This window comes from Aminobacter anthyllidis, assembly GCF_018555685.1.
GTDB lineage: Bacteria > Pseudomonadota > Alphaproteobacteria > Rhizobiales > Rhizobiaceae > Aminobacter > Aminobacter anthyllidis.
Genome location: NZ_JAFLWW010000003.1, coordinates 379,991 through 404,307, shown reverse-complemented (window position 1 = coordinate 404,307; position 24,317 = coordinate 379,991). Strand labels below are relative to the sequence as shown.

At 64.1% G+C, this 24,317-nt stretch carries 21 protein-coding genes; 17 read left to right on the top strand and 4 right to left on the bottom strand.

Annotated elements, in window-relative coordinates:
* Positions 1–15: 15 nt before the first annotated feature.
* The 17 genes from mraY (at position 16) to J1C56_RS11535 (ending at position 20,466) form a co-directional block, all read left to right on the top strand.
* Positions 16–1,098 carry a phospho-N-acetylmuramoyl-pentapeptide-transferase gene (gene mraY / locus J1C56_RS11615; RefSeq protein WP_214389177.1) on the top strand — a complete coding sequence of 361 codons (1,083 nt, stop codon included), beginning with the start codon at positions 16–18 and terminating at the stop codon, positions 1,096–1,098.
* A 7-nt stretch (positions 1,099–1,105) separates the two neighbouring features.
* Complete coding sequence (gene murD / locus J1C56_RS11610; protein ID WP_214389175.1) at positions 1,106–2,506, top strand: UDP-N-acetylmuramoyl-L-alanine--D-glutamate ligase; 1,401 nt, start codon at positions 1,106–1,108, stop codon at positions 2,504–2,506.
* Positions 2,506–3,660, top strand: coding sequence for a putative lipid II flippase FtsW (gene ftsW / locus J1C56_RS11605; RefSeq protein ID WP_214389173.1), 1,155 nt, complete (start codon positions 2,506–2,508; stop codon positions 3,658–3,660). The genes murD and ftsW overlap by 1 nt, the downstream gene beginning before the upstream one ends.
* A 1-nt stretch (position 3,661) precedes the next feature.
* A complete protein-coding gene (murG, locus tag J1C56_RS11600) occupies positions 3,662–4,789 on the top strand; it encodes an undecaprenyldiphospho-muramoylpentapeptide beta-N-acetylglucosaminyltransferase (protein ID WP_214389171.1) in 1,128 nt (375 codons plus the stop codon).
* Positions 4,786–6,192: a UDP-N-acetylmuramate--L-alanine ligase gene (gene murC / locus J1C56_RS11595; RefSeq protein ID WP_214389169.1), complete on the top strand. Its 1,407-nt coding sequence runs from the start codon at positions 4,786–4,788 to the stop codon at positions 6,190–6,192. Before murG ends, murC begins: the two co-directional genes overlap by 4 nt.
* Positions 6,189–7,154, top strand: coding sequence for a UDP-N-acetylmuramate dehydrogenase (murB, locus tag J1C56_RS11590; protein WP_214389167.1), 966 nt, complete (start codon positions 6,189–6,191; stop codon positions 7,152–7,154). The genes murC and murB overlap by 4 nt, the downstream gene beginning before the upstream one ends.
* 348 nt (positions 7,155–7,502) lie before the next feature.
* Entirely contained in the window at positions 7,503–8,429 is a 927-nt protein-coding gene (locus J1C56_RS11585; RefSeq protein WP_214389165.1) for a D-alanine--D-alanine ligase, read from the top strand.
* Positions 8,417–9,358 (top strand): cell division protein FtsQ/DivIB, encoded by a 942-nt coding sequence (locus tag J1C56_RS11580; protein ID WP_338001427.1) that lies wholly within the window; start codon positions 8,417–8,419, stop codon positions 9,356–9,358. Before J1C56_RS11585 ends, J1C56_RS11580 begins: the two co-directional genes overlap by 13 nt.
* Positions 9,355–10,665 carry a cell division protein FtsA gene (gene ftsA / locus J1C56_RS11575; protein ID WP_214389163.1) on the top strand — a complete coding sequence of 437 codons (1,311 nt, stop codon included), beginning with the start codon at positions 9,355–9,357 and terminating at the stop codon, positions 10,663–10,665. Before J1C56_RS11580 ends, ftsA begins: the two co-directional genes overlap by 4 nt.
* A gap of 70 nt (positions 10,666–10,735) precedes the next feature.
* Entirely contained in the window at positions 10,736–12,424 is a 1,689-nt protein-coding gene (ftsZ, locus tag J1C56_RS11570) for a cell division protein FtsZ (protein ID WP_214389162.1), read from the top strand.
* A gap of 278 nt (positions 12,425–12,702) precedes the next feature.
* Complete coding sequence (gene lpxC / locus J1C56_RS11565) at positions 12,703–13,638, top strand: UDP-3-O-acyl-N-acetylglucosamine deacetylase (RefSeq protein ID WP_214389159.1); 936 nt, start codon at positions 12,703–12,705, stop codon at positions 13,636–13,638.
* Positions 13,639–13,821: 183 nt separating this feature from the next.
* Positions 13,822–14,691, top strand: coding sequence for an outer membrane protein assembly factor BamD (locus J1C56_RS11560; protein WP_214389158.1), 870 nt, complete (start codon positions 13,822–13,824; stop codon positions 14,689–14,691).
* A 10-nt stretch (positions 14,692–14,701) separates the two neighbouring features.
* On the top strand, positions 14,702–16,375 hold the full coding sequence (gene recN / locus J1C56_RS11555; protein ID WP_214389156.1) for a DNA repair protein RecN: 1,674 nt from the start codon (positions 14,702–14,704) through the stop codon (positions 16,373–16,375).
* 132 nt (positions 16,376–16,507) lie between these two features.
* Positions 16,508–18,658 (top strand): NAD-dependent DNA ligase LigA, encoded by a 2,151-nt coding sequence (gene ligA / locus J1C56_RS11550; protein ID WP_214389155.1) that lies wholly within the window; start codon positions 16,508–16,510, stop codon positions 18,656–18,658.
* Positions 18,659–18,666: 8 nt separating this feature from the next.
* Positions 18,667–19,275: a 3'-5' exonuclease gene (locus J1C56_RS11545; RefSeq protein ID WP_214389153.1), complete on the top strand. Its 609-nt coding sequence runs from the start codon at positions 18,667–18,669 to the stop codon at positions 19,273–19,275.
* 169 nt (positions 19,276–19,444) lie between these two features.
* The gene (locus J1C56_RS11540; RefSeq protein WP_246591315.1) at positions 19,445–20,173 is read left to right on the top strand and encodes an AzlC family ABC transporter permease; all 729 of its coding nucleotides are present in this window, start codon (positions 19,445–19,447) and stop codon (positions 20,171–20,173) included.
* Positions 20,170–20,466, top strand: a complete 297-nt coding sequence (locus J1C56_RS11535) for an AzlD family protein (RefSeq protein ID WP_214389149.1) — start codon at positions 20,170–20,172, stop codon at positions 20,464–20,466. The genes J1C56_RS11540 and J1C56_RS11535 overlap by 4 nt, the downstream gene beginning before the upstream one ends.
* Positions 20,467–20,695: 229 nt before the next feature.
* Here J1C56_RS11535 and J1C56_RS11530 read toward each other — a convergent pair whose 3' ends face one another.
* The 4 genes from J1C56_RS11530 to J1C56_RS11515 form a co-directional block, all read right to left on the bottom strand.
* Positions 20,696–22,525, bottom strand: a complete 1,830-nt coding sequence (locus tag J1C56_RS11530) for an aminopeptidase P family protein (RefSeq protein WP_214389147.1) — start codon at positions 22,523–22,525, stop codon at positions 20,696–20,698.
* Between the two features lie 82 nt (positions 22,526–22,607).
* A complete protein-coding gene (locus J1C56_RS11525) occupies positions 22,608–23,480 on the bottom strand; it encodes a 50S ribosomal protein L11 methyltransferase (protein ID WP_214389144.1) in 873 nt (290 codons plus the stop codon).
* A 20-nt stretch (positions 23,481–23,500) separates the two neighbouring features.
* The gene (locus tag J1C56_RS11520; protein WP_214389142.1) at positions 23,501–24,079 is read right to left on the bottom strand and encodes an SCO family protein; all 579 of its coding nucleotides are present in this window, start codon (positions 24,077–24,079) and stop codon (positions 23,501–23,503) included.
* Between the two features lie 37 nt (positions 24,080–24,116).
* Positions 24,117–24,278: a hypothetical protein gene (locus J1C56_RS11515; RefSeq protein ID WP_214389141.1), complete on the bottom strand. Its 162-nt coding sequence runs from the start codon at positions 24,276–24,278 to the stop codon at positions 24,117–24,119.
* Positions 24,279–24,317 lie beyond the last annotated feature (39 nt).

Sequence of the window (24,317 nt, the reverse complement as noted above, 5' to 3'; positions counted from 1 at the left end):
GGGGGACCGATACGCATGCTAACTTTGCTTGTCGACTTTGCGGACAAGGTGTCGTTCTTCAACGTCTTCCGCTACATCACCTTCCGCACCGGCGGCGCGCTGATCACCTCGGCGTTGATCGTCTTCATCTTCGGGCCGGCGATCATAAACGCCCTGCGCCTGAGGCAAGGCAAGGGCCAGCCGATCCGCGCCGACGGGCCGCAGACCCATTTCAAGAAGGCCGGCACGCCGACGATGGGCGGGCTGATGATCCTGTGCGGGATCGTCGGTTCGACGCTGTTGTGGGCCAACATCACCTCGGTCTATGTCTGGGTGGTGCTGTTCGTGACGCTCGGTTTCGGCGCCATCGGCTTTTATGACGACTATCTCAAGGTCACCAAGCAGTCGCATCTCGGCCTGTCCGGCAAGGCGCGCCTTGGCATCGAGTTCGTGATCGCCGGCATCGCAGCATGGATCATCATGCAAAATGGCCAGGCGCCGTTCTCGTCGTCGCTGACATTCCCCTTCATCAAGGACTTCCTGCTCAATCTCGGCTGGTTCTTCATCCCGTTCGCCTGCTTCGTCATCGTCGGCGCCGGCAACGCGGTGAACCTGACCGACGGGCTCGACGGCCTCGCCATCGTGCCGATCATGATCGCCGCGGCCTCGTTCGGCGTCATCGCCTACCTGTCGGGTAACGCTGTCTTCGCTGAATACCTGCAAATCCACTTCGTGCCCGGCACCGGCGAACTCGCCGTCATCCTGGGCGCTGTCATTGGCGCCGGCCTCGGCTTCCTCTGGTTCAACGCGCCACCGGCCGCCATCTTCATGGGCGACACCGGGTCTCTGGCGCTTGGCGGCCTGATCGGCACTGTCGCTGTCGCCACCAAGCACGAGATCGTCATGGCCATCGTTGGCGGCCTGTTCGTCATGGAAGCTCTGTCGGTCATCATCCAGGTCGGCTTCTTCAAGATGACCGGCAAGCGGGTGTTCCTGATGGCCCCGATCCATCACCATTTCGAAAAACTCGGCTGGACCGAGAGCCAGGTCGTCATACGCTTCTGGATCATCGCCGTTATCCTGGCGCTGATCGGTCTTTCCACCCTCAAGCTGCGCTGAGGCCTTTATGATCCCCGCGACGTCATTTCAGGGAAAGCGAGTGGCGCTCTTCGGCCTTGGCGGCTCGGGGATAGCCACTGCGCGCGCGCTCGCGGAGGGCGGGGCGGACGTGCTCGCCTGGGACGACAATCCCGAAAGCGTCGCCCGGGCCGCCGGCGAGGGGATTGCGACCGGCGACCTGCGCGGCGCCGACTGGGCCGGCATTTCGTCCTTCGTGCTGTCGCCTGGCGTGCCGCTGACGCATCCCAAGCCGCACTGGACGGTGGAGCTGGCACGCGGTGCCGGCGTCGAGATCATCGGCGACATCGAGCTGTTCGCACGCGAGCGCATTGCAACTGCGCCGACGGCACCGTTCATCGCCATTACCGGCACCAACGGCAAGTCGACGACCACGGCGCTGACGGCCCATATCCTGAATTCGGCGGGCCGCGACACGCAGATGGGCGGCAACATCGGCCGCGCCGTCATGACGCTCGATCCGCCTGAAGCCGACCGCCACTATGTCGTCGAGTGCTCGTCCTACCAGATCGACCTCGCGCCCTCGATCAACCCGACGGCCGGCGTGCTGCTCAACCTGACGCCCGACCATCTCGATCGCCACGGCACCATGCAGCATTACGCGACGATCAAGGAGCGCCTGGTCGCCGGCAGCGACACCGCCATCATCGGCGTCGACGACATCTATTGCGCCCAGATCGCCGATCGGCTTGAGCGGGTCGGCAAGCAGGTCGTGCGCATATCGAAGCGGCTGCCCCTGACAGACGGCTATTTCGCCGACGGCTCCGACCTGATGGAAGCCATCGACGGCCGCTACAGCCGCATCGCCTTCCTTGAAGGCATCGGTTCGCTGCGCGGCCAGCATAACGCCCAGAACGCGCTTGCGGCGGTCGCTGCCTGTCTCAAGGTCGGGCTCGACCTCGGCGAGATCCAGGCCGGGCTCGAAAGCTTCCCCGGCCTCGAACATCGCATGGAGCAGGTCGGCCGCAAGGGGCATGTGCTGTTCATCAACGATTCCAAGGCAACCAACGCCGACGCCGCGGCCCCAGCTTTGTCGAGCTTCCCGCGCATCTACTGGATCGCCGGCGGCCTGCCCAAGGAAGGCGGCATCGAGCCGCTGCGCAGCCTGTTTCCGCGCATCGCCCGCGCCTATCTGATCGGCGAGGCCGCTCCTGCGTTCTCCGCCACGCTGGGCGAGGCTGTTCCTTACGAGATTTCGGGCACGCTTGCAGCCGCGGTCGAGCATGCCGCCGAGGATGCAGCCAAGGACGACTCGAGCGAGGCGGTGGTGCTGCTGTCGCCGGCCTGCGCCAGCTTCGACCAGTTCAAGAATTTCGAGATTCGCGGCGAAGCCTTCAGGCAAGCTGTGAATGCTATTGATGGCGTCAGCGCTATCGGAGGGGCAAGATAATGGCCAGCCGTCTCGACAGAAGTCCCGTCGCCCTGTGGTGGTGGACGGTCGATCGCTGGTTCCTCGCGGCATTCCTGTCGCTGATGGGACTGGGCATCGTGCTTTCATTCGCCGCAAGCCCGGCGGTTGCCGAGCGCATCGGTCTCGGCAGTTTCCATTTCGCGACACGCCAGATCATCTTCACCATCCCGGCGCTGGTGGTGATGATCGCCGTGTCATTCCTTGAAGTCCGCCAGATCAGGCGCATGGCGCTGGTGATGCTGTGCGTCATGCTGGTGATGATGGTGGCGGTGCTGTTCATTGGCGTCGAGGTCAAGGGCGCGCGGCGCTGGCTGTCGCTGGCCGGGGTCTCGATCCAGCCGTCGGAATTCCTCAAGCCAGCCTTCGTCGTCATCTGCGCCTGGCTGTTTGCCGAACATGATCGCCAGCCCGAAATTCCGGGCAACCTGTTTGCCATGATCCTGCTCGGCCTCGTCGTTGCGTTGCTCGTGGCGCAGCCCGACCTCGGCCAGACGATGCTGGTGCTGGGCACCTGGGGCGTGATGTTCTTCATGGCCGGCATGTCGTGGTTCTGGATCATCGCGCTCGGTTGTACCGCTGTGGGCGGCCTGTTTGCCGCCTACACCATCTTCCCGCACGTCGCCGGCCGCATCGACCGTTTCCTGACCGGCGAAGGCGACACCTTCCAGGTCGACATGGGCCGAGACGCCATCATCAACGGCGGCTGGTTCGGCGTCGGACCGGGCGAGGGGGTCGTAAAGCGGATCATTCCCGACAGCCACGCCGACTTCATCTTCTCGGTCGCGGGCGAAGAGTTCGGCATCATCCTGTGCCTGGCCATCATGGCGATCTTTGCCTTCATCGTGCTGCGCGGCCTGCGCACCGCACTCAAGGAGCATGACGATTTCACCCGCTACGCAGTGGCCGGCCTTGTCGTCGTGTTCGGCTTCCAGTCGGTCATCAACATGGGCGTGAACCTGCAGCTGATGCCCGCCAAGGGCATGACGCTGCCGTTCATCTCCTATGGCGGCTCGTCGCTGATCGCGATCGCGATTTCGATGGGCATGGTGCTGGCGCTGACCCGCAAGAAGCCCGAGAAGCTCAGGCCGACAGGTTTCTCCGCCATGCAGCGGCACGCAGTCCCGGCGGAATAACATGGCCAAGGGAACTGTCATGCTTGCCGCCGGCGGGACCGGCGGCCATCTTTTTCCGGCCGAGGCGCTGGCGCATGAACTGACCGCGCGCGGCTGGCAGGTGCATCTCGCCACCGACGACCGCGCCGAACGTTTCGCCGGCAAGTTCCCAGCGGTCGCCATTCATCCGATTTCGTCGTCCACCATCGGCTCGAAAAACCCGATTGCGCTGTTGCGTGCATTCTGGAGCATCTGGCGCGGCGTCCGCCAGGCCTCGCAGGTGATCGCCAGGATCAAGCCATCGGTTGTCATCGGCTTCGGCGGCTACCCGACGCTGCCGCCGCTCTATGCCGCGACGCGCCGTGGCGTACCGTCGATGGTGCATGAGCAGAACGCCGTCATGGGCCGCGCCAACAAGGCGCTGGGTTCAAGGGTGGATGCGATCGCCGGCGGCTTTCTGCCGGAGAATTCGGGCGCCAACAGCGCCAAGGTGGTTGTCACGGGCAATCCGGTGCGGCCGGCGGTCATCGAAGCGTCGAAAACGCCTTATGTGGCGTCGACTGGTTCGGATCTGTTCAACCTTCTCGTCTTCGGCGGCAGCCAGGGCGCGCAGTTCTTTTCCGATGCGGTTCCCGGCGCTATCGCGCTGTTGAGCGAAACGCAGCGCAAGCGCCTGCGCATCACCCAGCAGGCACGCGCCGAGGATGCCGACAAGGTCAAGGCGGCTTATACGAAACTCGGCATCGCGGCCGACGTTTCGCCGTTTTTCACCGACATGGCGCAGCGCATGGCGGCCGCGCATCTGGTGATTTCGCGCTCGGGCGCTTCGACAGTCTCCGAGATCGCCGTCATCGGCCGCCCGGCTTTGCTGGTGCCGTATCCATATGCGCTTGACCACGACCAGGCTGCCAATGCCGCTCGTCTGGCGGCCGCGGGCGGGGGCGAAGTGCATCCGCAGGCGACGCTTTCACCAGAGCGCATTGCCGAGCTCGTCGGCGGTGCGATGAACGATCCGGGGCGGCTTGAGACGATGGCGGCTGCCGCCAGGTCAGTCGGCAAAGCGGATGCCACACGGTTGCTCGCCGACCTCGCAGAGGCTATTGCGTCCAAAATACCAGTTTCGGATTTCAAGAAAGGAATGCGCTCATGAAGATGCCGCATACCATCGGCCTCGTGCATTTCATCGGCATTGGCGGCATCGGCATGAGCGGCATCGCCGAGGTGCTGCACAATCTCGGCTACAAGGTGCAGGGCTCCGACCAGGCCGAGAGCGCCAATGTGCAGCGCCTGCGCGACAAGGGCATCGAGTGCTTCGTCGGCCACAAGGCCGAGAACCTGGGCGATGCCGAAGTCATCGTCGTTTCGACCGCGATCAAGAAAACCAATCCCGAGCTCATGGCCGCGCGCGAAAAATTGCTGCCGGTCGTGCGCCGCGCAGAGATGCTGGCCGAGCTCATGCGCTTCCGCAATGCGGTCGCGATCGGCGGCACGCACGGCAAGACGACGACCACCTCGATGGTGGCGACGCTGCTCGACGCCGGCGGGCTCGACCCGACCGTCATCAATGGCGGCATCATCAATGCCTACGGCACCAACGCGCGCATGGGCGAGGGCGAGTGGATGGTGGTCGAAGCCGACGAGAGCGACGGCACCTTCCTCAAGCTGCCGGCCGATGTCGCTGTCGTCACCAACATCGATCCCGAACACCTCGACCACTACGGCACCTTCGACAAGGTGCGCGAGGCGTTCCGCCAGTTTGTCGAGAACGTGCCGTTCTACGGCTTCGGCGTGATGTGCACCGACCATCCCGAAGTGCAGGCGCTGGTCAGCCACATCGAGGACCGCCGCGTCATCACCTATGGCGAAAACGCCCAGGCCGACGTGCGCTTCACCAACCACCACATGGACGGGGCCGTGTCGGTCTTCGACGTGGTCATCCGCAACCGCAAGTCGGCATCGTCGACCACCATTGAGGGCCTGCGCCTGCCGATGCCAGGCCGCCACAACGTCTCGAATGCCACCGCGGCCATCGCAGTCGCCACCGAACTCGGTATTACGCCCGAAGCGGTCAAGCGCGGCCTGTCGGCCTTCGGCGGCGTCAAGCGCCGCTTCACCCACACCGGTTCGTGGAACGGCGTCGAGGTGTTCGACGACTACGGCCACCATCCGGTCGAGATCAAGGCGGTGCTCAGTGCCGCGCGCGAGGCCACCAAGGGCCGCGTCATCGCCATTGCCCAGCCGCACCGCTTCACCCGCCTGCGCGACCTGTTCGACGATTTCTCGGCCTGCTTCAACGACGCCGATACGGTTATGGTCGCACCGGTCTATACGGCCGGCGAAGATCAGATCGAGGGTGTCAATTCCGAGGCTCTGACCGCGCGCATCCGCGCCGGCGGCCATCGCGATGCTCGCCATATCGAAGGACCGGCAGCGATCGCGCCGATCGTGCGCGAACTCGCCAAGCCGGGCGACTTCGTCGTCTTCCTTGGCGCCGGCAACATCACCCAATGGGCTTACGCATTGCCGGGAGAACTTGCCGGGGGCGGATCGTGATCGGAGGCGAGGCGCTCATAGCAAAGCTCGGCGATCGCCTTTCCGGCCTGCGCGGGCGGATCACGCCCAGTGCCGAGATGGAAAAGATCACCTGGTTCCGCGCCGGTGGCCTGGCCCAGGCGCTGTTCCAGCCGGCCGACGAGGAAGATCTTGCTGCTTTCCTGAAGGCCGTGCCGGAAGAAATCCCGGTGATGGTCGTCGGTATCGGCTCCAATCTTCTGGTGCGCGAGGGCGGTATTCCTGGCTTTGTCGTGCGGCTGTCGGCAAAAGGCTTCGGCGAGGCCGAGGCCATCTCGCCAACCGGAATCAAGGCGGGTGCGGCAACGCCAGACAAGCGTGTGGCAGCGCTTGCCCATGACTGTGGCATTGGCGGCTTCCATTTCTATCACGGCATTCCCGGTGCAATCGGCGGGGCGCTGCGCATGAATGCGGGCGCCAACGGCGTCGAGACGCGGGAGCGGGTCGTCGAGGTTCGTGCCCTCGACCGCCAGGGCAACCTGCATGTGCTGTCCAACGCCGACATGGGCTATGCCTATCGCCACTCATCCGCCGATGCGGACCTGATCTTCACCTCGGCGACCTTCGAGGGGTATGCCGAGGACAAGGATGCCATCAAGGCGGCGATGGATGCGGTCCAGCATCATCGCGAAACGGTGCAGCCGATCCGCGAAAAAACTGGCGGCTCGACCTTCAAGAATCCCGAAGGCACTTCGGCCTGGAAGGAAATCGACAATGCCGGCTGCCGCGGGCTGATGATCGGCGGTGCTCAGATGTCGCCGCTGCATTGCAACTTCATGATCAACACCGGCAATGCCACCGGCTACGACCTGGAGTATCTCGGCGAGACGGTGCGCAGCCGCGTGCTGGAAAATTCCGGCATCCGCCTGCACTGGGAAATCAAGCGCATCGGACACTTCAAGCCCGGCCACGAAGTGCAGGAGTTCCTTGGGCAATTGCTCTAGAACTGGCGGTTCCAGCAGACCAGCCGCGACGTATCAAAACCATGTTTGCGGCGATCTTATCAAGGCCTCGGCGCATCCTCGCCGGGGCCTTTTTGCGACCTGAATTCCGCCGTTTCCTGTGGTCATCCTGCAGGTCATCGGAAGCCGCATTGGTCATGAAATCGCAACGAATTCCAATCGGCTCTTGCCACGGAATCAAGTCTCTGATTCTCTGACCTAAAGCGTTTCCTGATTTGAGTCGCGTGACGCGTAGCCCGCGTTTCCAACCGGAGGTCCAACTTCCGGGGCGATCTTATTTAGTCTTTGGAAACAAGGCGTTGTGTCCGAGTCGAGAGGGGATAGCAGGGGATGAAGTCAAAGCACGTCGCTGTACTGTTGGGCGGGTTTTCGTCCGAGCGGCCTGTGTCCCTGTCGTCTGGCAATGCCTGCGCCGAGGCGCTCGAGCAGGTCGGCTACCAGGTCACCCGCGTCGATGTCGATCGCGATGTCGGCGCTGTGCTTTCGGCGCTCAAGCCGGATGTCGCATTCAATGCGCTTCATGGCCCCTTTGGCGAAGACGGCACCATCCAGGGCATCCTCGAATATCTCGGCATCCCCTACACGCATTCGGGTGTGCTGGCTTCGGCGCTGGCGATGAACAAGGAGCAGTCGAAGAAGGTGGCGAAGGCCGCCGGTATCCCGATTGCGGAATCGCGCGTTCTCGACCGTTTCGCGATCGGCAACCAGCACCCGATGAAGCCGCCTTACGTGGTCAAGCCGGTGTCTGAAGGTTCGAGCTTCGGTGTGGTCATCGTCAAGGAAGACCAGTCCCATCCGCCGCAGGTCATCTCCTCGTCGGAGTGGCGCTACGGCAACACAGTGATGGTCGAGCGCTTCATTCACGGACGCGAACTGACCTGCGCCGTCATGGGCGATGTCGCGCTTGGAGTCTGCGAGATCATCCCGACCGGGCATGCCTTCTACGATTATGATTCAAAATATGTCGCTGGCGGATCAAAGCACGAATGCCCCGCGAAAGTTTCACCGAATATTTACCAAAAAATACAAACACTGGCGCTTAAGGCTCACCAAGCGATCGGGTGCCGGGGCGTCTCCCGGTCTGACTTCCGGTACGACGACCGCCATTCCGAAAATGGAGAGGTCGTCTGGCTGGAGGTCAACACGCAACCCGGCATGACGCCGACGTCGCTGGTGCCTGAGATTGCTGCCCAAGCCGGGCATTCGTTTGGTGAGTTGTTGAGTTGGATGGTGGAGGACGCTTCGTGTTTGCGTTGAGATCGGGACAGAACAGAAGGATGGGTGGCGCTGCGCCGCGCGTCTTCGGGCTGTCCTTGTCCGCGGAGCATTTCGTGCTGCCGCGGCTGCTGCGCAAGCCGGTTCGCATGTTGTCGCGCTTCGGGCGTGGGGAGTTCACTCCTCCGCCCTATGCTGCGTCGATGCTGACGGCGTCGTTCCTTGCCGCAAGCTCGCTCTATGGCGCTTATCTCGGTGGTCATTTCCCGGCGCTTGTCCAGGGCGTGACTGCCCGCAGCGGTTTTGCCGTCGACCAGATCAAGGTCTCGGGCAACCGCGAAACCTCCGAGATCGACATTCTCGACAAGCTCGAACTCGACGGCTGGACTTCGCTTGTCGGCTTCAATCCGGAAGAAGCGCGCGAGCGCATCGTCAGCCTGCCCTGGGTTCGCGATGCAGCCGTGCGCAAGGTCTATCCCGACACGATCGAGGTTCGCGTCGACGAGCGCGATGCATTCGCCATCTGGCAGCATGGCAGCCAGCTCAGCGTCGTTGAAAAGGATGGCAAGATCATTGCGCCTTACACTGGCGGGCGCCAGGTCGGGTTGCCGCTGGTCATCGGTTTTGGTGCCGCCGACCGCGCTGCCGACTTCGTCGCCAGGGTCCAGGCGTTCCCCGAGCTGGCGTCGCGCGTGAAAGGCTATATCCGCGTCGGTGAGCGGCGCTGGGATCTGCGCCTCGACAATGGAATCACCGTCAAGCTGCCCGAGAATCAGGTCGATGCAGCGCTTGCCGACCTTGCTGATCTCGACCGCGAGAATGCGCTTTTGACGCGCGACATCTCCGCCGTGGACATGCGCTTCGGCGACCGGCTGGTGGTGCAGCTCACGCCGGAAGCGGTCGAGCGTCGCGCGGCTGCGCTGAACACCAAGCCGAAGGCCGTCAAGGCGAAGGTGGAGAAGAGAATATGAGCTGGCTTGGCGGTCAAAAAGATCCGGTCTCGCGTCGCTCGGGCATCCTCACGGTGCTCGATGTCGGTTCGAACAAGGTCTGCTGCGTCGTCGCCAAGATGAAGCCGGCCGAAGGCAGCCAGCTGCTCAAGGGCCGCACCCATCAGGCGCAGGTCATCGGCATCGGCCATCAGAAATCTCAGGGTGTGAAGTCGGGCGTGGTTGTCGATCTCGACCGCGCCGAGCACGCCATCCGGCTCGCCGTCGATGCGGCTGAGCGCATGGCCGGACTGACCGCAGACTCACTGATCGTCAACCTGTCTGCTGGGCGCATCAAGAGCGAGTCGTTCTCGGCGACGATCAATCTCGGCGGCCATGAGGTCGAGGAAGCAGATGTCCAACGCGTTCTGGCCGCCGGCGCCAAGCAGGCGCTCAGGGCCGAACGCGACGTCATCCACTCGCTGCCAGTTGCCTTTTCGCTCGACGCCGAGCGTGGCGTGCGCGATCCGCGCCGCATGGTCGGCGACACGCTTGGCGTCGACATGCATGTGCTGACCGGCGATTCGGCGCCGATGCGCAATCTCGAGCTCTGCATCAACCGCTCGCATTTGTCGGTCGAGCACATGGTTGCAACGCCGTACGCCAGTGGCCTCGCCGCGCTCGTCGACGACGAGCTCGAAATGGGGGCTGCCTGCATCGACATGGGCGGCGGCACCACGACGCTTTCGGTCTTCTCCGAGGGCCGCTTCGTTCACGCCGACGCGATTCCCGTTGGCGGCAACCACGTCACCATGGACATGGCCAAGGGCCTGTCGACGTGTCTCGACGATGCCGAGCGGCTCAAGGTCATGCACGGTTCGGCGCTGCCAGGCAGCACCGACGACCGCGACCTGATCAGCATCCAGCCGATCGGCGTCGACGACAATGAAGTGCCGCTGCAGATCCCGCGCTCGGTGATGACCCGCATCATCCGAGCCCGCATCGACGAGACGCTGGAACTGCTGCGCGACCGGCTCAACAAGTCGGGTTATGGCAACGCCGTTGGCAAGCGCGTCGTTCTGACCGGCGGCGCCAGCCAGCTCGTCGGGCTGCCCGAGGCAGCACGTCGCATTCTCGGCCGCAATGTGCGCATCGGCCGCCCGCTCGGCGTGGCAGGTCTGCCGGAGGCGGCCAAGGGGCCGGCTTTCGCGACCGCCGTCGGGCTTCTCATCTACCCGCAGATGGCTGGCATCGAGAGCCAGTCTGCGAAAGGGATTTCCCGTTACAGGGCAACGGGAACTGGCGGAAAACTGCATCGCATGAGTCAGTGGTTGAGAGACAGTTTTTAGGAATTGACGGGGGCAGCCCCATAAACGGCCGCACGGCGAAGCGGTTCGAAAGGCAAAAAGGACGAGGACTATGACGATCAATCTGCAGAAGCCGGACATCACCGAGCTCAAGCCCCGCATCACCGTGTTCGGTGTTGGCGGTGGTGGCGGCAATGCCGTCAACAACATGATCACTGCTGGTCTGCGCGGCGTCGAGTTCGTCGTGGCCAACACCGATGCCCAGGCACTCACCATGTCGAAGGCCGAGCGTCTCATCCAGCTCGGCGCGCATGTCACCGAGGGCCTTGGCGCTGGTTCGCAGCCGGAAGTCGGCCGCGCCGCTGCCGAAGAGTGCATCGATGAGATCATCGACCACCTGTCGAACACCCACATGTGCTTCGTCACCGCCGGCATGGGCGGCGGCACCGGCACCGGTGCTGCTCCCGTCGTTGCTCGCGCGGCACGCGAAAAGGGCATCCTGACCGTTGGTGTCGTCACCAAGCCGTTCCACTTCGAAGGCCAGCGCCGCATGAAGACGGCCGACTACGGCATCGAAGAGCTGCAGAAGTGCGTCGACACGCTGATCGTCATCCCCAACCAGAACCTGTTCCGTCTGGCCAATGACAAGACGACCTTCGCGGACGCCTTCGCCATGGCCGACCAGGTGCTCTATTCGGGCGTCGCCTGCATCACCGACCTGATGGTCAAGGAAGGCCTGATCAACCTCGACTTCGCCGACGTCCGTTCGGTGATGCGCGAGATGGGCAAGGCCATGATGGGCACCGGCGAAGCTTCGGGCGAGGGCCGTGCGATGGCTGCTGCCGAAGCAGCGATCGCCAACCCGCTGCTCGACGAGACCTCGATGAAGGGTGCCAAGGGCCTGCTGATCTCCATCACTGGCGGTCGCGACCTGACGCTGTTCGAAGTTGACGAAGCCGCGACCCGCATCCGCGAAGAAGTCGACCAGGACGCCAACATCATCCTGGGCGCCACCTTCGACGAAGATCTCGAAGGCGTCATTCGCGTGTCGGTGGTTGCCACTGGCATCGACAAGTCGGCAGCCGACATGGCTGCGGCACCGCTGACCATCCGTCAGGCGCCGAAGCCGGCGCCGCGCGCCGTCGAGGCCCGTCCTGCCGTGCAGGCTGCTCCGGTCGAACAGCCGCGCATGGAAGTGCGCACCAACGACCCGGTCGCCGAGGCGATCCGCCTTGCCGAAACCAATGCTGCAGCCATGGCTCAGCCGCGTGCCGCCGCTCCGCAGGGCGAAGAGTTCCGTCCGCAGAGCAAGCTGTTTTCGGCTCCGCCTGCCCAGCCGCAGGCACAGCAGTACCAGCCGCAGCAGTTCCAGCAGCCCACCCCGCAGCCGGTGGCCCAGCCGCAGGTGGCACCCCAGCGCGAGATGATGCAGCCGGCGCAGGTTCAGCCGCGCATGCCGCGCGTCGAGGACTTTCCGCCGATGGTGAAGGCCGAGGTGGAAGCCAAGGCACAGCCGGCCGAGCATCATGAGGACCGCGGTCCGATGGGCCTGCTCAAGCGCCTGACCAGCGGCCTGACCCGCCGTGAGGAAGAGCCGGCACGCCTGCAGCCCGCGCAGCCGCGCGAGCCCAAGCTGCGCCAGCCGGCACCCGAGCAGCGCCGCATGGCCAGCCAGGAATCGCAGCTCTACGCGCCGCGCCGCGGACAGCTCGACGAGCACGGCCGCCTGGCACCGCAGGCACGGACTCAGGAAGACGACCAGCTGGAGATTCCGGCGTTCCTTCGCCGGCAAGCCAACTGATCTGTGAACGGCCAGTAACACTGTTTGAAAGGCGGGCGTCTCGACGCCCGCCTTTTGATCTGAAAAGATCAGTCAAATCATTGGCTTGACGGGACGAGTCGAAGCGTCTCGGCAGTTACACAGAGTAAGAAACCGTGATTTGGAGTCTATCATCCGGAAGACTATCTTCGCGCCAACTAAGGTCGCTTGGGCGGGTATTGTGGGGATGAGGTCCCGTCCAACGAGCATAAGAGCCGTGCGCTCCATTGTGGCGAAGCGGACCTAGTGAGTACGGGCATATGGGGATCGACTTGCAGGACTATCAGACAACACTCAAATCGCGTGTCACGCTGTCGGGCATTGGCGTTCACAGCGGCAAGCCTGTGGCTATCCATTTCGCGCCGGCAGACGCGGATACGGGCGTGGTGTTTCAGGTTGCTGACCGAGAGTTTCGTGGAATTGTGTCGGAAGTGGGTGCAACCGACCTTTGCACCTTGTTGGGGGACCCCGCCGGTCTCCACGTCGCCACGATCGAACACCTGATGGCCGCACTGTTCGGCCTCGGTATCGACAATCTGCTGATTGAGGTCGAAGGCGCCGAAGTGCCGATTCTCGACGGCAGTGCCGGGCAGTTCGTCGAAGCCATCGACCAGGCCGGCATCGAAGTGCAGGGCGTCAAGCGCCGCTACATCCGCGTCATCAAGCCCGTGCGAATCGAAAGCGGCGCCTCGTGGGCCGAGTTCCGCCCCTATGGCGGCACGCGATTCGAGGTCGAGATCGATTTCGAAAGCCCGGCGATCGGCCGCCAGTCCTTCGCCTCCGACATCAACGACGATATTTTCCGCCGCGAGATCGCGCGCGCTCGCACTTTCGGCTTCATGAAGGATGTCGAACGCCTGTGGGCAGCCGGCTACGCGCTCGGCTCGTCGCTGGAGAATTCCGTGGTCATCGGCGACGACAACCACATCATCAACATGGAAGGCCTGCGCTTTTCCAACGAGTTCGTGCGCCACAAGACGCTCGACGCGATGGGGGATCTGGCCCTTGCCGGCGCCCGCTTCATCGGCTGCTTCCGCTCCTATCGCGGCGGCCACAGGTTGAATGCCGCCGCCCTGCGCCGCCTGCTTTCGGACCGTTCGGCCTTCGAGGTCGTCGAGACGTCGCGCCGCGAGCGTGGGCGTTCGGCCGAACTTATTGCTGTCAGCGCCGCAGTCCACGCGCCCTGGACTCTCTGACGGCTGGCAATCGCCGGAAAGGTGGTGTGACCTTGTTGCACCACTTGGCCGGCGAAATGGCATGCGTCATCGCGTGCCACAAAATTGCGCGATTGGCGGCTGATAGCGTTGCCGGGCAAAGCCAGTTGTGATCTATGGCCATTGCCTAAAAGCGAAACAGCGCCAAAGGGGCGGAACTCTGTGATGTCATTGATACGAGCCGATCGATCGAAATTGCGCGTGAAGCCTCTGGTTGTGGCGCTTTCGCTCATCGCTCCGGCGCTTGCACTGTCTGGTTGCATGTCCGGCGAAGCCGATGTCGATCTCGCGACCTATGTCGAGCAGACCGAACCGGCCGACGTTCTATACAATCAGGGCCTCGCCAACCTCAATGCCGGCCGCCTCAAGGAGGCCAGCCGCAAGTTCGAGGCTGTCGACCGCCAGCACCCCTATTCGGAGTTCGCCCGCAAGTCGATGGTGATGGGCGCCTTCGCCAGCTACCGCCAGGGCGCTTATGAAGAGGCCATCAACTCGGCCAAGCGCTATCTCGCGCTCTATCCTTCGACCGACGACGCTGCCTACGCCCAGTACATCATCGGCCTGAGCTACTTCCGCCAGATTCGCGACGTGACGCAGGATCAGAAGGAAGCTCGCCGCACCATCGAGGCGATGACCGAAGTGGTCCAGCGCTGGCCTGCGTCGGAATATGTCGACGACGCCAATGCCAAGATCCGCTTTGCCCGCGACCAGCTCGCCGGCAAGGAGATGCAGATCGGCCGCTATTATCTCGAGCGCCGCGAGTTCATCGCTTCCGCCAAGCGCTTCCGCAACGTGGTCGAGAATTACTCGAACACGCGCCACATCGAAGAAGCGCTCGCGCGCCTGGTCGAGACCTACTACGCGATGGGCCTGACCTCGGAAGCCCAGACGGCGGCAGCCGTGCTCGGCCAGAACTATCCCGACAGCCAGTGGTACAAGGATTCGTACAAGCTGCTGCAGTCCGGCGGCCTTGAGCCTCGCGAAAATGCCGGCTCATGGATTTCCAAGGCCGGAAAGATGTTCTCCGGCGCCTGATCAACATTAGATGCTCTCGCGCCTGTCGATCCGCGATATCGTCCTGATCGAACGGCTGGACATCGATTTCACGCCCGGCCTTTCCGTGCTGACAGGTGAGACCGGCGCGGGCAAATCCATCCTTCTCGACGCATTGTCGCTCGCGCTTGGCGCGCGCGGCGATGCTTCGCTTGTCCGCCATGGTGCGAGCCAGGGGCAGGTGACGGCCGTCTTCGACGTGCCGCGCAACCATCCTGCACGCACACTGCTGGCCGACAATGCCATCGACGACGATGGCGACATCATCCTCAGGCGCGTGCAGACAGCCGATGGCCGCACCCGTGTTTTCGTCAATGACCAGCCTTCGAGCGTGACATTGATGCGCGACGTCGGCCGCGCGCTCGTTGAAATCCACGGCCAGCATGACGACCGCGCGCTTGTCGACGGCGGGGCGCATCGCGAGGTGCTCGATTCGTTTGGCGGCCATGTCGGCGAGGCGAGGGCGACGGCCGAGGCCTGGAAGCTGTGGCGTGCCGCCGAGCAGGAGCTGTCGCGCCATCGCGCCCGTGTCGATGCGGCTGCCCGCGAGGCCGAATATCTGCGCGCCGCGGTGACGGAACTGACCAAGCTCGACCCGCAACCGGGCGAGGAGAGCGAGCTTGCCGAACTGCGCGCCGCGATGATGCGTGTCGAAAAGATCGCCTCGGAAATCCAGGATGCGCAGGACGTGCTCTCAGGCTCGTCGTCGCCGCTGCCTCAACTCGCCAGCCTGTTGCGCCGTCTGCAGCGCAAGGCGTCCGAAGTGCCGGGCTTGCTCGACGAGGTGGTGAAATCGCTCGACGAGGCGATGATTTCGCTTGATGCGGCGCAATCAGGCGTGGACGCGGCGCTTCGGGCCACCGAATACGATCCCCAGCGGTTGGAGAAGGCCGAAGAGCGGCTGTTTGCGCTGCGTGCCGCCGCGCGCAAGCACAATGTCGCTGTCGACGACCTTGCCAAGCTGCGCGACACGATGGTCGCCGATCTGGCCGACCTCGATGCGGGCGAAGAGCGGCTGCAATCGCTCGAACAGCAGGCGAAGCTGACGCGCGAGGCCTATGATCGCATTGCATCCAGCCTGTCCGAGCTGCGCAAGACGGCTGCCGAAGGCCTGCGCAAGACCGTCATGGCCGAGTTGCCGGCGCTCAAGCTCGAGCGCGCCGAGTTCCTGGTCGAGCTATCGAGCGAAACCGACAACCGCATGCTCGAAGGCATCGATCAGGTCGAGTTCTGGGTCCGCACCAATCCGGGCACCCGGCCGGGGCCGATGATGAAGGTGGCGTCGGGCGGCGAGCTGTCGCGCTTCCTGCTGGCGCTCAAGGTCGCGCTTGCCGACCGCGGCTCGGCGCCGACGCTCGTCTTCGACGAAATCGACACCGGAGTCGGCGGGGCCGTGGCCGACGCCATCGGCCAGCGCCTGGCGCGGCTTGCCAACCGTGTCCAGGTACTGTCGGTAACCCATGCGCCGCAAGTTGCCGCGCGCGCCGCGACACATTTCCTGATCTCCAAGAAGGGCAACACAGACAAGGTGGCGACCGGCATCCACGAAATGGACCGTCCGGCGCGCCAGGAGGAGATTGCACGCATGCTCTCGGGTGCGACGATTACCGAGGAGGCGCGTGCCGCGGCCGAGCGGCTGCTGCGCGAGAATGTTACGGCATCCTGAGCGGCAGCATTGACGGCGACATGTCAGGAGCTTGCGCGATCCTGCTGATTTGACGTGGAATTCGAGCCGGGCGGCTCCCGCCGGACCGCATCCTGATTTATGGTGGCGCCGCACGTCAGCCGGAGTCGCACAATGTCCGAGAAACCAGTCGATTCGCTGAGCGAGGCCGAAGCCGCGTCCGAATTGGCGCGGCTGGCCGAAGAAATCGCGGGCCATGACCTGCGCTATCACGCCGAAGACGCGCCGACGATCTCGGATGCCGACTATGACGCATTGCGCCGGCGCAACCTCGCCATCGAACAGCGCTTTCCCCAACTGGTGCGCGAGGATTCGCCATCTAGATCGGTGGGTGCCGCCGTCTCGGAAAAGTTCGGCAAGGTCACCCATGTCGTGCCGATGCTGTCGCTCGACAACGCTTTCGCCGACGAGGACGTCAGCGAGTTCGTCGGCCGCATCAGGCGCTTTCTGCGCCTTGGCGCGAACGAGCCGGTGGTGATCACGGCCGAACCGAAGATCGACGGGCTGTCGCTGTCGATCCGCTACGAGAATGGCCGTCTGGTGACGGCGGCGACGCGCGGCGACGGCCAGGTCGGCGAGAACGTCACCGCCAATGCCCGCACCATCGCCGACATTCCGAACGTGCTGAAGGGCGATTTCCCTGACGTGGTCGAGGTGCGTGGCGAGGTCTATATGAGCCACGCCGACTTTGCCGAGCTCAATCGCCGCAACGAGAAGGCGGGCAAGCCGATCTTCGCCAATCCGCGCAATGCGGCGGCAGGCTCGCTGCGCCAGCTCGATACCTCGATCACCGCCAGCCGGCCGCTTCGCTTCTTTGCCTATGCCTGGGGCGAGGTGAGCGAGATGCCAGCCGACACCCAGATGGGCATGGTCGACGCGTTCCGCAGCTATGGCTTCAAGACCAATCCGCTGATGAAGGTTTTCGACAGCGTCGAAGGGCTTCTTTCCCAGTACCGGATGATCGAGGCAAATCGCGCGACGCTCGGCTACGACATTGATGGCGTCGTCTACAAGGTCGACCGGCTCGACCTGCAGCAGCGGCTGGGCTTCGTCTCGCGCAGCCCGCGCTGGGCGATCGCCCACAAATTTCCCGCCGAAAAGGCGACGACACTCCTCACCGGCATCGACATCCAGGTCGGACGCACCGGCTCGCTGACGCCGGTGGCACGTCTGCAGCCGGTGACCGTAGGCGGCGTGGTGGTGACAAACGCCACACTGCACAACGAGGATTACATCAAGGGCATCGGCAACAGCGGTCAGCCGATCCGCGAAGGCCGTGACATTCGAGTGGGCGACACCGTCATCGTCCAGCGCGCCGGCGATGTCATCCCGCAGATCCTCGACGTCATCATGGAAAAGCGCCCGGCGGATGCCCAACCTTATCTGTTCCCGACGCGCTGCCCGGCTTGCGACAGCCATGCGGTGCGCGAGGAGGGCGAGGTTGTGCGGCGCTGCACCGGCGGCCTGATCTGCCCGGCGCAGGCTGTCGAGCGGCTTCGCCATTTCGTCTCGCGCAACGCCTTCGACATCGAGGGGCTTGGCGAAAAGCAGATCGAGTTCTTCTTCCAGTCGCAGGATCCTGCGCTGCATGTCGGCTCGCCCGCCGACATCTTCACGCTGAAGCGGCGGCAGGAGGCATCGCTCACCAAGCTCGAGAACATCGACGGCTTCGGTGCCACTTCGGCGCGCAAGCTGTTCGCCGCCATCGACGATCGCCGTCAGGTCGAGTTCTCGCGTTTCCTGTTTGCGCTTGGCATCCGCCACATCGGTGAGACCAATGCCAAGCGGCTGGCCCGCCATTACATCAATTTCGACGCGTTCCGCGCCGCCGGAACTGCTGCCGTGATGCCCGAGGGCAAGGGCGACAAGGGCAACGCTGCCTGGCAGGAACTGACCGGCGTCAACGGCATCGGCGGCATCGTCGCCGAAGCGGTTGTCGAGTTCTTCGCCGAGGAGCACAACCGCCAGGTGCTCGACGCGCTTTTGGCTGAAGTTACGCCGCTCGACGAGGAACGCATCGGCGACGTGTCCTCGCCGGTGTCGGGCAAGACAGTCGTCTTCACCGGTTCGCTTGAAAAAATGTCGCGCGACGAGGCCAAGGCGATGGCCGAAAAGCTCGGCGCCAAGGTGGCGGGGTCGGTTTCCAAGAAGACCGACCTCGTGGTGGCCGGGCCGGGAGCCGGTTCCAAGCTCAAGCTCGCCAGCGAACTCGGCATCGAGGTGATCGACGAAGACGGCTGGTTCGCACTGGTCAAGGCGGGCTGACAGACTTCATGCGTGCAATTGCCATCGACTTTGAAACTGCCAACGAGCAGCGCAGCAGCCCATGCTCCGTGGGCCTCGCCTGGATCGAGGACGGCGCGGTCATCCGAGTCGAGGAGCGGCTCATCCGCCCCAAGGACATGCGCTTTTCCCGTTTCAACATTGCCGTCCACGGCATCCGCCCGGCTGATGTCGAGGATGCTGCCGAATTCCCCGAGGTGATGGAGGAATTCGAAGACGATCTCGGCGATACGCTGGTCATCGCCCACAACGCTTCGTTCGACATGAGCGTGATGCGGGCGAGCTATCAGCTGTACGGCATCGCCTGTCCTGATATCGATTACATCTGCACGCTCAAGATGGCGAAGATGGTGTGGCAGGAGCTCGCCTCGCACCGGCTCAACGAGGTGTCGCGCCACATCGACTTCTCGTTCAAGCATCACAACGCGGCCGAGGACGCGCATGCCTGCGGCGAGGTGGCGCTGGCGGCTGCGCGCAAGCTGAACGTCAATGCGCTGCGTGACCTGCCGATCAAGCTCGACATGACGATGGGCCGCCTCCATCCGGGCGGCTATTCGCCATGCTCGGTCAAGCGGCCGGCAAAAACTGAGAACCGCTGATCGTTGGCTCAACCGAATTGATGTGACACGCCAAGCCGGCTGACTTATTCAGACCTCCGCGCAGGCTATGGGAGCATTGGTCGAGCCGCTCTGCGTTTTCAATTTCGACCTGCATCGTGCATTCCAACACTCAAAGTTCGATCTGGGGCCGATGCGCCACGGAGGCCAAATGTCTGATCGTCGAGGTGAATTCTGGCAAGGCGTGCGCTTGAGCGTACCGGTGGTGGTCGCCTCGGCGCCCTTTGCCATCCTGTTCGGGGCGCTGGCCATAGACAATGGCTTCTCCGTCGCCGAGGCGACGCTGATGAGCGCCAGCATCTATGGCGGCGCCAGCCAGCTTGTCGGTATCGAGCTGTTCGGCCAGCATGTCGCGCCGTGGCTGGTGGTGCTGTCGATCTTCGCCGTCAACTTCCGCCACGTGCTCTATTCAGCGGCGGTCGGCAAGCGCATCGACCACTGGCCGTTTCTGAAGCAGGCTATCGGCTACTTTTTCCTCGTTGACCCGCAATATGCCGAGGCCGAGCGCAAGGGCGAGAACGGCGAGGAGGTGACCTTTGCCTGGTACATGGGCATGGCTTTGCCGATCTACGTCTTCTGGGTCGCCGAAAGCGCGCTGGGGGCAATGTTCGGGCGGCTGATCCCCAATCCGCATGCCATCGGCCTCGATTTCCTGCTGCCGATCTATTTCCTCGGACTGGTGATGAGCTTCCGCAAGCGCCCGCGCTGGCTGCCGATCGTCGTTGCCAGCGCCGTTGCCTCGATGATCGCCTACAAGACTGTCGGCTCGCCCTGGCACGTCTCGATCGGTGCACTGGCCGGGGTGCTGTTTGCCGCGGCGATGCCGGTTCGCCCCGAAGAAACGGCTGCATCAGATGAAACGGTGGAGGTGGTTTCGTGAGCACGACGCTTTGGATCATCCTCGCCGGCGCGGTCGCCACCTATCTGACGCGCATCGGCGGGCATCTTGTCATCTCGCGCTTCGAGCGCATCCATCCGCGCGTCGAGGCGGGCCTGAACGCCGTGCCGGCGGCGGTCCTGACCACGCTGGTGGCGCCCGCCGCGCTGTCGGCGGGCCCTGCTGAACTGGCCGCCCTTGCGGTCGCGGCGATCGTTTCGCTGCGCGGCGGGTTGATGACGATGTTTTTGGCCGGTGCTGCCGTGCTGATCGCGCTCCGGCATTTCATCGGCTGAGTAGGGCGGCGGCAGTGGTGGTCCCGCTGTCGGTGCGTCGTGCGTCCTTCGACAGGCTCAGGATGAGGACCACTGACGCCATTGCTCCAGCTTATGATCGATACCAGCGCCAACGCTATCTAGGCGCGCTAACGCTGACGTTCCTCATCCTGAGCTTGTCGAAGGACGCACGACCGAGCCACCACTAGCGGCAATATCCAGCTCCTGAGGGAACTGTGTCGCAAGATCCTCAGGCGATCTGTGCGGTCGCCTTTTCCAGCCAGGCCAGCGTTTCGCCGTCGAGCATCGGACCGATCTCGGCCAGAACGCGGGCGTGGTAGGCGTTGAGCCAATCCAGTTCCTCGCGGGTCAGCAGGTCGGCGCGCAGCAGGCGCTGGTCGAAGGGCGCCAGAGTCAACGTCTCGAAGCCATGCATGGCGATGTCGCCGCCGGGCAGCTCGCCAGCCTGTGTCACCAGGATCAGGTTTTCCAGCCGGATGCCGTAATGGCCTTCCTTGTAGTAGCCGGGCTCGTTGGACAGGATCATGCCGGCAAGCAGCTTTTCCATACCCGTCTTGGCGATGCGCTGCGGACCCTCATGCACGGCGAGGTAGGAGCCGACGCCGTGGCCGGTGCCATGGGCGTAGTCGAGTCCGTGCTTCCACAAGGCGATGCGGGCAAGGGCATCGATGTCGGCGCCGCGCGTGCCGGCCGGGAAGCGCGCGAGCGAAATCGCGATCATGCCCTTGAGCACCAGCGTGAAGCGCTCGCGCATTTCCTCGGTCGGCTTGCCGACCGGCATGGTGCGGGTGATGTCGGTGGTGCCGTCCTGATACTGCGCGCCCGAATCGAGCAGGAACAGCTCGCCGGTGGCGAGCACGCGGCTCGTCGCCTTCGACACGCGGTAGTGCATGATCGCGCCGTTGGGGCCGGCACCCGAGATGGTGTCGAACGAGACGTCGCGCAGCGGCATCTGCGTTTCCTCGCCGGTCTGGCGGCGGCATTCCTCCAGCTTCGTTACCACCGCGATCTCGTCGAGCTTGCCGGGCTCCTGCCGATCCAGCCAACAGAGCAGCTTGGCGACCGCAGCGCCGTCGCGGCGATGGGCGGCGCGCGTTCCAGCGATCTCGGCAGCATTCTTGGTCGCGCGTGGCAGGCGCGCCGGGTCCGGCGCCTGCACCACCGTGCCGCCATTGTCCTCGATCAGGGCGCGCAGCCTGTCGGCGGCAAGCACCGGGTCGAGCGCGATCTTCGCGCCTGATTTGGCAAGGGCGGCGACCGCGTCATCGAGCTTGCCTGGCGCCTTGATGTCGGCGAGCTGCGTGAGATAGGCCTCCTCCGTGCGGCCAAGCTTGCGCTTGTCCATGAACACGGCATGGCTGCCGTCGGCGGCCAGGATGGCGAAGCCAAGCGCGAGGGGCGTGTGGGGCACGTCGCCGCCGCGGATGTTGAACGCCCAAGCGAGCGACGACGGGTCGGTCAGGATCGCATGGGTGGCGCCGTCATTCTCGATCGCCGCAGCAAGCCGCTTGAGCTTGTCCTTGGCCAGCTCGCCGGCAAAGGCCTCGGGGTGGATCTCGACCGGAGCCAGTGGCGCGTCGGGCTGGTCCTCCCAGATCGCGTCGATGGGGTTGCGGGCGAGGGGGACGAGCACGGCGCCAACCTTCTCGGCTGCCGCGGTCAGCGCCTTGACCTCGCCCATGGTGTGCAGCCACGGGTCGATGCCAAGCCGCGCGCCCTTGGGCAGGTTTTCCCTGATCCAGCTTGCCGGGGGATTGTCGATCAGGCTTTCGACAGTGAAGATGTCGAGATCGACCTCGTCGCGCACCTGCAGCGTGTAGCGGCCGTCGACGAAGATGTAGGCGCTCCTGGCGAGCACGATCGCCACGCCGGCGGAGCCGCTGAAGCCGGTCAGCCATCTCAGGCGATTCGAGCGTGGCGGGACGTATTCGCCCTGGTGCTCGTCTGCCCGGGGCACCACGAAGCCGTCGAGCCCGTTCTCCTTGAGCCATTGCCGGAGCAGCGCCACGCGCGGCTTGCCGACGGTGGGGTCGCCGGCTGAATCGAAGGACTGAAACATGGTGTTTTCCCGGAAACTGGATTTCCGGCGAACCTACCGTCGCGCGTCCTTGCTGGCAACGCCGCCGGTATGTGCCACAACGTCAGTTCTTGAGGTGGATCGTCACCCAGCCTTCCCTATGGAAGGTTTCGACGTGGCGGAATTTGGCCGCGACATAGGCTTCGACCACGGCGTCGTGCTGGCGGTCGAGGATACCCGAGAGCACGAGCGAGCCATCGGCGGCCAGATGTGCTGCCATCTCGGGCGCGAGCTGCATCAGCGGCTGTGCCAGGATGTTGGCGACGATCAGGTCGAACGGGCCACGCGCGGCGAAGATCGGGTCGTCGAAGCCTTCCGCCGTCGCCGTCTCGACGTGGTTGGAAGCGCCGTTGAGACGGACATTGGCGGCGGCGACTTCGGTTGCGACCGGGTCGATGTCGGTGGCGAGCACCGGGATCGGCGCCAGCTTGGCAACGGCAATGGCGAGCACGGCGCTGCCGGTGCCGAGGTCGAGCGCGTTGGTGGGCTTTTCCTCGGCGACGACCTTTTCGATCATCTCCAGGCAGCCTGCCGTCGTGCCGTGGTGGCCGGTGCCGAAGGCGAGGCCGGCTTCGATCTCGATGGCGATCTGGCCGGGGCGCACATCCTTGCGGTCATGGCCGCCGTGGACGATGAAGCGGCCCGCTTCGACCGGCTTCAGACCTTCGAGCGACTTTGCCACCCAGTCGATGTCGGGCAGGATTTCCCGTTCGATGCCGCCGGCATGGCCTTCCGAAGCCAGGACCTCGGCCATGCGGCGTTCGATGTCCACGACCTCGCCATCGGCATAAAGCGACACTTCGTGGATGTCGCGGTCCTCGTCGATCTCGATGATGGCGATCGGCCAGCCGTCGTCCTCGAATGCGGTTTCGAGGGCAGCGAAGATGCGATTTGCAGCTTCGCGGCCAGTGGTGATGTGCAGCCGTGTCTGGGTCATGTCAGGTCCGGTGGAGAAGGTCAGCCTTCGTTTGCAAGCCGTTTCAGCTTGGCAAGCGCGGTCTCAGGGTTCTCCTCATAGGCGATCGTGCCGAAGAAATCACCCTTGCTGTCGAGCAGCAGCACAGATGCGGTGTGGTCCATGGTGTAGTCGCCGCCCTCGGTCGGGACCTTCTTGGAGTAGATGCCGAAGGCCTTGGCCATGGCGGCGATCTTGGCCGGGTCGCCGGTGATGCCGGTGATGCGGTCGGAGACGTTGCTGACGTAGCTGTTCATCACCTCGGGCGTGTCGCGTTCGGGATCGACCGAAACGAAATAGGCGCGCAGGTTCTTGCCTTCGTCGCCCATCTGCTTGAGCAGGCCGTCGAGCTCGAACAGAGTCGTCGGGCAGACCTCGGGGCAATGGGTGAAGCCGAAGAACACGGCGCTCGGCTGGCCGCGGAAGGCAGCGTCGGTGATCTCGGCGCCCTTCTGGTCGACGAGCACGAAGGGCGCGCCAAAGGCCTGGGCGCTGTTCCTGGAGCTGTACCAGTCGAAGGTCAGCCAGCCGACGCCGGCGGCCATCAGGATCAGAATGCCGGCAAGAATGGTGCGCATCATCGCTTGTGATTCCATCATGGGGTGATTGGCGACCGGCTCAGAAGCACCAGGACATGCCTGCTTCGACCAGTGACATGAAGATTCCGGCGTCCTTGTCCAGCCAGGAGGCGAAGGCGAGGCCGCTGGATGCCGCGAACGCCGCCAGGCCGAGCGCGATCCACGCGACCGTCTTGAGCGACTTGGGCAAGGGCTGTTTCATCTACCCTACATAGCGCGGCGCGTGATTTGCCAAAAGAGA

What these genes read in the sequence shown, in the direction of transcription:
- mraY (WP_214389177.1), top strand. Translation starts at nt 16, where the DNA reads ATGCTAACTTTGCTTGTCGACTTTGCGGACAAGGTGTCGTTCTTCAAC.
- murD (WP_214389175.1), top strand. Translation starts at nt 1,106, where the DNA reads ATGATCCCCGCGACGTCATTTCAGGGAAAGCGAGTGGCGCTCTTCGGC.
- ftsW (WP_214389173.1), top strand. Translation starts at nt 2,506, where the DNA reads ATGGCCAGCCGTCTCGACAGAAGTCCCGTCGCCCTGTGGTGGTGGACG.
- murG (WP_214389171.1), top strand. Translation starts at nt 3,662, where the DNA reads ATGGCCAAGGGAACTGTCATGCTTGCCGCCGGCGGGACCGGCGGCCAT.
- murC (WP_214389169.1), top strand. Translation starts at nt 4,786, where the DNA reads ATGAAGATGCCGCATACCATCGGCCTCGTGCATTTCATCGGCATTGGC.
- J1C56_RS11585 (WP_214389165.1), top strand. Translation starts at nt 7,503, where the DNA reads ATGAAGTCAAAGCACGTCGCTGTACTGTTGGGCGGGTTTTCGTCCGAG.
- ftsA (WP_214389163.1), top strand. Translation starts at nt 9,355, where the DNA reads ATGAGCTGGCTTGGCGGTCAAAAAGATCCGGTCTCGCGTCGCTCGGGC.
- ftsZ (WP_214389162.1), top strand. Translation starts at nt 10,736, where the DNA reads ATGACGATCAATCTGCAGAAGCCGGACATCACCGAGCTCAAGCCCCGC.
- lpxC (WP_214389159.1), top strand. Translation starts at nt 12,703, where the DNA reads ATGGGGATCGACTTGCAGGACTATCAGACAACACTCAAATCGCGTGTC.
- J1C56_RS11560 (WP_214389158.1), top strand. Translation starts at nt 13,822, where the DNA reads ATGTCATTGATACGAGCCGATCGATCGAAATTGCGCGTGAAGCCTCTG.
- recN (WP_214389156.1), top strand. Translation starts at nt 14,702, where the DNA reads ATGCTCTCGCGCCTGTCGATCCGCGATATCGTCCTGATCGAACGGCTG.
- ligA (WP_214389155.1), top strand. Translation starts at nt 16,508, where the DNA reads ATGTCCGAGAAACCAGTCGATTCGCTGAGCGAGGCCGAAGCCGCGTCC.
- J1C56_RS11545 (WP_214389153.1), top strand. Translation starts at nt 18,667, where the DNA reads ATGCGTGCAATTGCCATCGACTTTGAAACTGCCAACGAGCAGCGCAGC.
- J1C56_RS11540 (WP_246591315.1), top strand. Translation starts at nt 19,445, where the DNA reads ATGTCTGATCGTCGAGGTGAATTCTGGCAAGGCGTGCGCTTGAGCGTA.
- J1C56_RS11530 (WP_214389147.1), bottom strand. Translation starts at nt 22,525, where the DNA reads ATGTTTCAGTCCTTCGATTCAGCCGGCGACCCCACCGTCGGCAAGCCG.
- J1C56_RS11525 (WP_214389144.1), bottom strand. Translation starts at nt 23,480, where the DNA reads ATGACCCAGACACGGCTGCACATCACCACTGGCCGCGAAGCTGCAAAT.
- J1C56_RS11520 (WP_214389142.1), bottom strand. Translation starts at nt 24,079, where the DNA reads ATGATGCGCACCATTCTTGCCGGCATTCTGATCCTGATGGCCGCCGGC.
- J1C56_RS11515 (WP_214389141.1), bottom strand. Translation starts at nt 24,278, where the DNA reads ATGAAACAGCCCTTGCCCAAGTCGCTCAAGACGGTCGCGTGGATCGCG.